The sequence below is a fragment of the Oscillibacter sp. CU971 genome (genome assembly GCF_905219725.1).
Taxonomy (GTDB): domain Bacteria; phylum Bacillota; class Clostridia; order Oscillospirales; family Oscillospiraceae; genus Oscillibacter.
This window is the reverse complement of the sequence record NZ_CAJMXG010000151.1, coordinates 1-7,220: the sequence shown is the minus strand read 5'-3', so window position 1 is coordinate 7,220 and position 7,220 is coordinate 1. Positions and strand designations below refer to the sequence as shown.

Sequence of the window (7,220 nt, the reverse complement as noted above, 5' to 3'; positions counted from 1 at the left end):
AATACAACGCCCCCAGTCCGATTCCTGCGGCAGGTAATTTGTCCAAAGCTCTCGGACCCTTGCGGCGGAGATTACCTCCGCCAGCCCGCCGCTGTGGTCCCGGTGAAGATGCGTCAGCACAAGCAGGTCCAGAGTTTCAATCCCCTCCCGGCGAAGGTAGTCTGAGGCCGGGATTCGTTTGGAGTCCGGACCGCCGTTTCCGACGCTCACATCTCCGCAGTCCACCAGCATTGTAAAAGGTTCCTCTGTGTCTCTTATGAGAATGGCATCTCCATAGCCGACATTGATAAAGTCAAGAAGCAGCATGACCGCCACCATCTTTCAAAATGTGGAGCTTATGGGGATCCAGGCAAAGCTTCACCGCGCCGGTCCGGGCGCCGGTCAAATCCACATTGGCGTCGTCAATCACAAACAGTTCCCGGCCTACCCGTACCCAATAGCGGATTATCCGCCCAAGGAAGCTGTAATTCTCAATCATACCGTCCAGAACCGCCCCGCCGGTAACCGCCTCGTCCGGTCCGGCCAAGCGGATGCACTCCGGTCGTACCACCAGGGTGACAACCTCCCCTGCGGCGGCGTCCGCCTCCGCAGGGACGACCAGTTCCATACCGGAGTAATGGATGGTCAAGAGCTTTCCCTCCGTCCGGACGATCTTTCCTACCAGGAAATTAACCGTGCCCACAAAATCCGCCACAAAGCGGTTGACCGGACGGAAATAGATTTCCCAGGGGGAGCCGGTCTGCTCAATGCGTCCGCTTTTCATAACGGCTATGATGTCGGACATGGACAAGGCCTCGTCCTGATCGTGGGTGACATAGATTGTGGTGATGCCCAGCTTCTGCTGGAGCTGGCGGAGCTCCGTCCGCACCTCCACCCGGAGTTTGGCGTCCAGGTTGCTGAGGGGCTCGTCCAGCAGCAGAATCTCCTGTCCCATGACCAGGGCTCGGGCGAAGGCCACCCGCTGCTGCTGCCCGCCGGACATCTGTTTGGGAAAGCGCTTCTCCAGCCCCGCCAGGTTGAACATCTCCAGCATCTCCGCCACCCGCCGGTCCATCTCCTCCTTGGGGGTCTTGTTCAGCTTCAGGCCGTAGGAGATGTTTTCATAGACGGTCATGTGGGGAAACAGGGCGTACTCTTGAAACACCAGGGGCGTGTTGCGCTTGAAGGGCGGCAGGCCGTTCATCCGCTTGCCGTTTACCAGCACGTCGCCTTCTTCCGGCTCGGAAAAGCCCGCCAGCTGGCGCATCAGCGTGGTCTTGCCGCAGCCGGAGGGGCCCAGCAGAGTGACGAAGCTGCCTTTGGGGATTTGCAGGGAGACATGGTCCAGGGCCACGAAATCGTCAAAGCGCTTGACAACGTTTTTAAACTCAATAAAGCAGTCCATAGCCGCTCCTCCTTATCACAGTTCCAATTTGATGCCCTGCTTGCCCAGGACATACTGCGCCAGCCGCAGCACGGAAAACGCGATGGCAATCAGGATCATGGTAAATGCCGCCGCCTCGCCCCATTGTCCGCTCTGAACCAGCACCATGACGGAGATGGTGCCTACAGTGGTGGAGGGGGCGTAGAGGAAGATCACCACGCTCAGGCAGGTCACCGACCGCAGGAAGGACAGGACAAAGCCCGAGAGGAAGGGCGCCTTCAGCAGAGGAATGATGACGTCTTTGAAGGAGCGGAAGCTGTTGGCTCCCAGGTTCAGCGCCGCATCCTCCACCGAGTTTCCGATTTGCTGGAGTCCGGCGGTAGCAGCGCTGTAGCAGGTGGGAATGTTCCAGAACAGCAGGGCCAGCACCATGATCGTCGAGGTGCCCGTGAGCTCCAGGGGCTTGCCGTTGAAGGCCATGACGAAACCGATGCCCAGGAACATGCCGGGAATGGCTCCAGGAAGGATGGCCAGGAAGTCCAGAGCCTTGTTCAGGCCCACCTGCTTTTTCTGCACGATATAGGCCAGAACCATCGCCAGGAACGCCGCTCCCAGAGAAGAAAGGAAGCCGTAGCGAATGGAGTTCCAAATCTGACGGCCTTTTAAGAAGACGTACTGGATGTTCTCCAAAGTGAAGGACCAGTCGTAGCCCCAAGCTTTGGTGAACGCGCCGTAGCAGAGGGTCCCGTATACCAGAAGGATGAACAGGGAGATAAACATGGTCAGGCTGAACAGTCCCCACTTCACCCACTTGGGCACCGGGAAGGGGTTCAGGGAAATTTCCTTTCCCGTGATGGTGACATAAGACCGCTTGCCCACCCAGAAGCGGTTTACCAGGAAGATCGCCATGGCCGGGACCAGCAGGGCTACCGCCAGCACAGAGGCGGTCTTCATGTCATACCAGCCGGAAATCTGCATATACGCCTCCGTGGGCAGGAGGGCCAGATCCCCGCCGATCATCATGGGGTTACCGAAGTCCGTCAGGACGTTAATGGCGGCAATCAGGGCGCCCCCGGCGATGCCGGGGCGGCAGAGGGGGAAGAACACGTCCCGGAACACCTGCCAGCGGGTAGCCCCCATGTTATAGGCGGCGTACTCCAGATTGGTGGAGATGGAGCGGATTACGCCGTAAATGACAGAGTAGGCGTAGGGGAAGAAGGTAACGGTCTGGACGATCCAGAGGCCCAGCCGTCCGTAGATGTCCACCTGGAGACCGAGCAGTCCCTTGGTGACGATGCCCTGCACGCCGAAGAGCAGGATATAGCTCAAAGCCACGATAAAGGGCGGGGACACGATGGGCAGCAGGGTCACGAACCGGAAGAGCCCTTTGCAGGGGACGTCCAGCCGGGCGATGACGTAGGCGAAGAGGAAGGCCACCGCCGTACAGGAGAGGGTGGAGATCAGGGTCATGTAGAGGCTGTTCTTCACCGCCTTGAACCAGCGGGCCTTTCCGAAGAGCTGCGCGTAATCCTGGAGGCCGGGGAAGGTGATAACCCGGACCACCGGGTATACCACAAAGAAGCCCACAAATAAAATAATTGCGACAATGGCCAGAAGGAGGAGCGGCTCGTTCTTCAAACGGCGCATCTCCTTGATCGATTCCCGAATAGAAGTTCCAGAGGCCATTTTAAATCACTCCTTCCATTGAAATAAAAGGGGAGCGCCCGTCCGCCGTGGGCAGGCGCTCCCGGTCTGTTCGGGTCAGCTGCGGTTGGAGGTGATTTCCGCCTCGAACTTCTCCAGGACAGCCTCCTTCATGGAAGCGGCCTGGTCCCGGTCGTAATCCACCAGGTCCACCTCGCTCAGGGCGGGCAGCCCGGCGGGGGCGGCCACGTCGTCCCGGACGGGATAGCGGTAGGAGGTGGCGACGCTGAGCTCCTGGGCCTCCTTGGTCAGCAGCCAGTCCATGAAGACCTTCGCGTTTTCCGTGTTGGGCCCGCCCTTGACAATGGCGGCTCCGCCGATCTCATAGGCGGTCTGCTTGGGGATGACCAGGGTCAGAGGATAGCCCTCCTGCTGGGTCTTGAAACTGTCGTGGCCCCAGGCGATGGAGGCGATGAACTCCCCGGTGGCCACGGGGCTGATGACGTCTCCCGCGCCCTTGTAGTAGTGATGGATGTTCTTGTCCAGATCCTTCAGATAGGTCCAGGCCCCGTCCTCGCCCAGGCGGAAGATCTGGCAGGCGGTGGCGATGTAGGCGCCTCCGGCGGTGGTGGGGTTGGCCCACACGAACACGTCCTTATAGGCGGGGTCCAGCAGATCGTCCCAGGTCTCCGGCATGGCCAGTCCCTTGGGGGCCAGTTCTTTGTCAAAGCGGTCCTGATTTACGATGATACTCAGAACGCCCATGTACCAGCCTTGCCAGAAGTGGTTGGGATCGTTGAACCGCTCGTCGANGCCGTCGTTGTTGGGGGAGTCGTATTCCAGGAAGGCTCCGGCCTCGGACAAAGAGCCGTACAGATCCACGGAGCCGCCCACCAGGAAGTCGGCCTTGGGATTGCCCATCTCCGCCTGCACACGGGCCACGGCGTCGCCGCCGCCCAGAGAGATGTATTCGATCTCAATTCCGGTGTCCGCTTTGAATTGGTCGGCAATGGCGATGGTGTTGTCTTCATTCAGAGCGGAATACACTACCAGCTTGCCGCCGGAAGCGGGGGCGGGGTCCGTGCTGCCGCTGGAAGCGGGCTGGCTACTTCCACTGTCTTTTGGAGCGGAAGTGTCTCCGGAGGTTCCGGAACCGCCGCCGCAGGCAGCCAGAGACAGGATCATTAACAGCGCGAGAGCAAGACTCAAAAACTTCTTCATAATACATCTCCTTTTTGTAGATCCAAATTTTGATGGAATGACTTTTGCCAGTTTCTGTCTATACACTAACATTAAAATTGGAACGTGTCAATTACAATTTCCGAAAAAGTTGATGCTAACTCGCTGATTCGGAAGAAACATATATATTCTTCCCGCAATATTTATAGATTTTGCACAAGAAAAGGCTGCCTGGTTTTTGCTTGTCAAATCCACGTCTATATAGTACAATAAAAAAGCAAAAAAAGGGAGGGGATGCGTGTGCCAACGATTAAAGATATTGCGCGGGAGGCGGGAGTTTCCCACGGCACCGTTTCCAACGTCATCAACGGCCGGGGCAACGTGAGTGTGGAAAAAATCCAATTGGTCTGGCAGGCCGCCGAGAAGCTGGGCTATCAAATCAACGCCAGAGCCCAGAGTCTACGGCAGGGAAGAAGCCGATCCATCGCGGTCATCCTGCCCGGCATTGAATTTGAACATTGCGCGGCTATGTATGAGGTAATTCAGAGCGAATTTATTCAGTTTGGATACTCTGTGCAGCTGTATTCGACCCGTTCGCTGGGGACTACGGAGGAAGAACTGCTTGCCAAGGCGCTAAGCTCCGGTGTCAGCGCGATTATAACAAGCTCCTGTCTGCCGGACGCTGCGGCTTACTACCGGGGAAAAGCCGCGGACTTGCCCATTGTGTTTTTGCAGGGTGAGGGTCCTGGCCTCAGCGATGTGATGTACGCTGGTTTTGATACCGAGCGGGCCGGAAAAGAAATTGCCCAATATCTCCGAAATCGAAAAGCGGTAAGCATAGGCGTATTTACGGACACGGCCTCGCAGCCGGATACGGAACGGTTCCTCCGGGGGTTTCAGTCTGTTTATTCGCAAAACAGTATGTCCGTTCATTTTTTGGATTGTTCCAATTATCAAGCGGACCTGCGGGCCTTTGAGTTTTATAATGAGGATGCGGCCTTCGACTACATCGTCTGTGCGGACCGCAGGCGCGAGGGGGCGGTGAGGGCTGCCTGTGCCTATGCCGGGCGGAGTACGATGCCCCATTTCATCACCATAGTGCCCAGAGCCGCGGCAACGGAGCCGGATATCCCGGTGTATGAGCTGGACTACAAACGTCTGGCGCATAAAGTGGTGCGTTTTTTGCTGGAACGCCTGGAAGAACGCAAGCCCTTGCCGGAGAAGTTGCGTCTGCCGAACAACGGCTTCCGGGGGGATATCGCGGCCGCTCCCCTGCCGGTTGCCCGAAAGCTGCGGATGCTGACGATGGCCTCGCCGTCGACCGCGGCTTTGGCCCGCCTGACGCCGCATTTGGAGAAAAGCACCGGCATCCGGTTGGAACTGACGGTCCTTCCGGCTTTACGGGACGTATATGATGTGATTCAGTCCGATCTTTACGAGCAATACGATTTGATCCGCATGGATGTGGCTTGGCTGGATGAGCTGGCGGATAAAGTTTACCGCCCGCTGGAGGAGATTCCTTTTCAATGGGACGAACTGCTCTTTCAAATCGTGCCGGAGCTGCGGGACAATTACTCCGCCGCCCATGGAGTCCGGTGCTGTGTTCCGTATGACCCAAGTACGCAGCTCCTGTTTTACAGGAGGGATTTATTTGCGGACCCGACTTATAAGCGGATGTATTTCGAGAGGTTCCGGGAGGAGTTGGTTCCTCCGAAAACCTTCGCGGATTACAACCGCATTGCCAGCTTCTTCACCCGCAGCTTGAATCCGGCCTCTCCCATCCAGTACGGCTCCACGGCGGCGATCGGCAATGTGGGCATGAGTCCCAGCGAATTCATGCCCCGGCTTTTTGAGGAGGGCGGAAAACTTCTGAACGGCCTGGGACGGATCACGCTGGACACGCCGGAAGCCCTGCGGGCGTTAAAAAACTATCNGGAGACCTATCAGTATTCTGATAAGACGGTCTATGATTTTTGGAAAAACGTCTTGGAGGGCTTTGCCGACGGTTCCGCCGCCATGACGGTGGTGTTTATCAACTACGCTTCTCATATTCTGAATCTGAAAATGTCCAGCATCGCCGGCAAGCTGGGCTTCGCTCCGGTCCCCGGCGGCAGGCCCCTGCTGGGCGGCGGGGTAATCGGTATTACGCGGAGCTGCTCCGTTCCGGAGACCGCCTGCGCGTTCCTTTCCTGGCTTTATTCCGATTTGGTGGCGCCTGTGTTTACCATGCTTGNCGGCCTTTCGCCCTGCCGGTCCGCTTACAGCAACCGGGACATCAATGAAATGTATCCCTGGCTGTCCGCCGCCCGGCGGAGCTTTCCCTCCGCCCAGCGCCGGGGAAACAGCGGGTTTTATCAAAACTTCAGTGAATTGCGGCTGGAGGATATCCTCGCCGCCCAGATACAGCGGGCGGTTCTGGGTGTTTGCAAAGCGGAGGAGGCGCTCCAGCGTGCGCAGGAAAGCTGCGAGAAATACTTTCGTCCCTGGATGCCGGACTGACAGCCAGACCCCAGACCGGCTGTGATCCGCGCTGCTTTTCCACCGGTTTGCCGTGTTGCCTCATCAGGCTCAAAGAGCTGCAACTGTTCGTGATATGCAATGCATGGTATGTAAATCATCTTCGAAATGTGGGGGAAATGACTATGAGAGGAAAATCTAAAGTGAACAAAACCAATGAGCCTAAGATTAAAGCGAGACCAGGAAGAAAGCCCATGACACCGGAGGAGAAAGAGGCGGCAGCGAAGCTTCGAGCAGCTGAAAAGGGAAAAGCCGATAACCTGAAGGTAGAGTTTGTTCTCCAATATCAGGGAGCTGAGGTGGATATGGAGGCTCTGGCAGAGAAGGCCAAGGCTGATTTCCATACCACAAAAAAGCGGAAACTTGTTACAGAATTGAAATTATATATTAAGCCCGAAGAACATACGGCTTATTATGTAATCAATGGAAACCACGAAGGGAAAATTCCTTTTTAAGATTTGTTCCTCCAGAATGTAGGGCTCCTCGAAGGTGATGCACCAGTCCAGGAACAGCCGCA

6 protein-coding genes are annotated in these 7,220 nt (G+C 57.0%); 2 read left to right on the top strand and 4 right to left on the bottom strand.

Going from position 1 to position 7,220, the window contains the following annotated elements; all coding sequences use genetic code 11:
* The 4 genes from JX325_RS10720 to JX325_RS10705 form a co-directional block, all read right to left on the bottom strand.
* Positions 1-306: MBL fold metallo-hydrolase (locus JX325_RS10720; RefSeq protein ID WP_204791123.1), on the bottom strand; the 306-nt coding region annotated here is incomplete at its 3' end.
* A complete protein-coding gene (locus tag JX325_RS10715; protein ID WP_204791122.1) occupies positions 293-1,384 on the bottom strand; it encodes an ABC transporter ATP-binding protein in 1,092 nt (363 codons plus the stop codon). The genes JX325_RS10715 and JX325_RS10720, both read right to left, overlap by 14 nt.
* A gap of 15 nt (positions 1,385-1,399) precedes the next feature.
* Complete coding sequence (locus JX325_RS10710; protein WP_204791121.1) at positions 1,400-3,001, bottom strand: iron ABC transporter permease; 1,602 nt, start codon at positions 2,999-3,001, stop codon at positions 1,400-1,402.
* Between the two features lie 123 nt (positions 3,002-3,124).
* Entirely contained in the window at positions 3,125-4,228 is a 1,104-nt protein-coding gene (locus tag JX325_RS10705) for an ABC transporter substrate-binding protein (RefSeq protein WP_204791120.1), read from the bottom strand.
* 258 nt (positions 4,229-4,486) lie between these two features.
* On the opposite strand from JX325_RS10705, the gene JX325_RS10700 reads away from it, so the two are divergent.
* Positions 4,487-6,685 carry an extracellular solute-binding protein gene (locus JX325_RS10700; RefSeq protein ID WP_204791119.1) on the top strand — a complete coding sequence of 733 codons (2,199 nt, stop codon included), beginning with the start codon at positions 4,487-4,489 and terminating at the stop codon, positions 6,683-6,685.
* A 161-nt stretch (positions 6,686-6,846) separates the two neighbouring features.
* Positions 6,847-7,158, top strand: coding sequence for a DUF6465 family protein (locus JX325_RS10695; RefSeq protein WP_204791118.1), 312 nt, complete (start codon positions 6,847-6,849; stop codon positions 7,156-7,158).
* Positions 7,159-7,220: the final 62 nt, after the last annotated feature.

Coding starts and splice junctions, on each gene's coding strand:
- JX325_RS10715 (WP_204791122.1), bottom strand. CDS start 1,384: ATGGACTGCTTTATTGAGTTTAAAAACGTTGTCAAGCGCTTTGACGAT.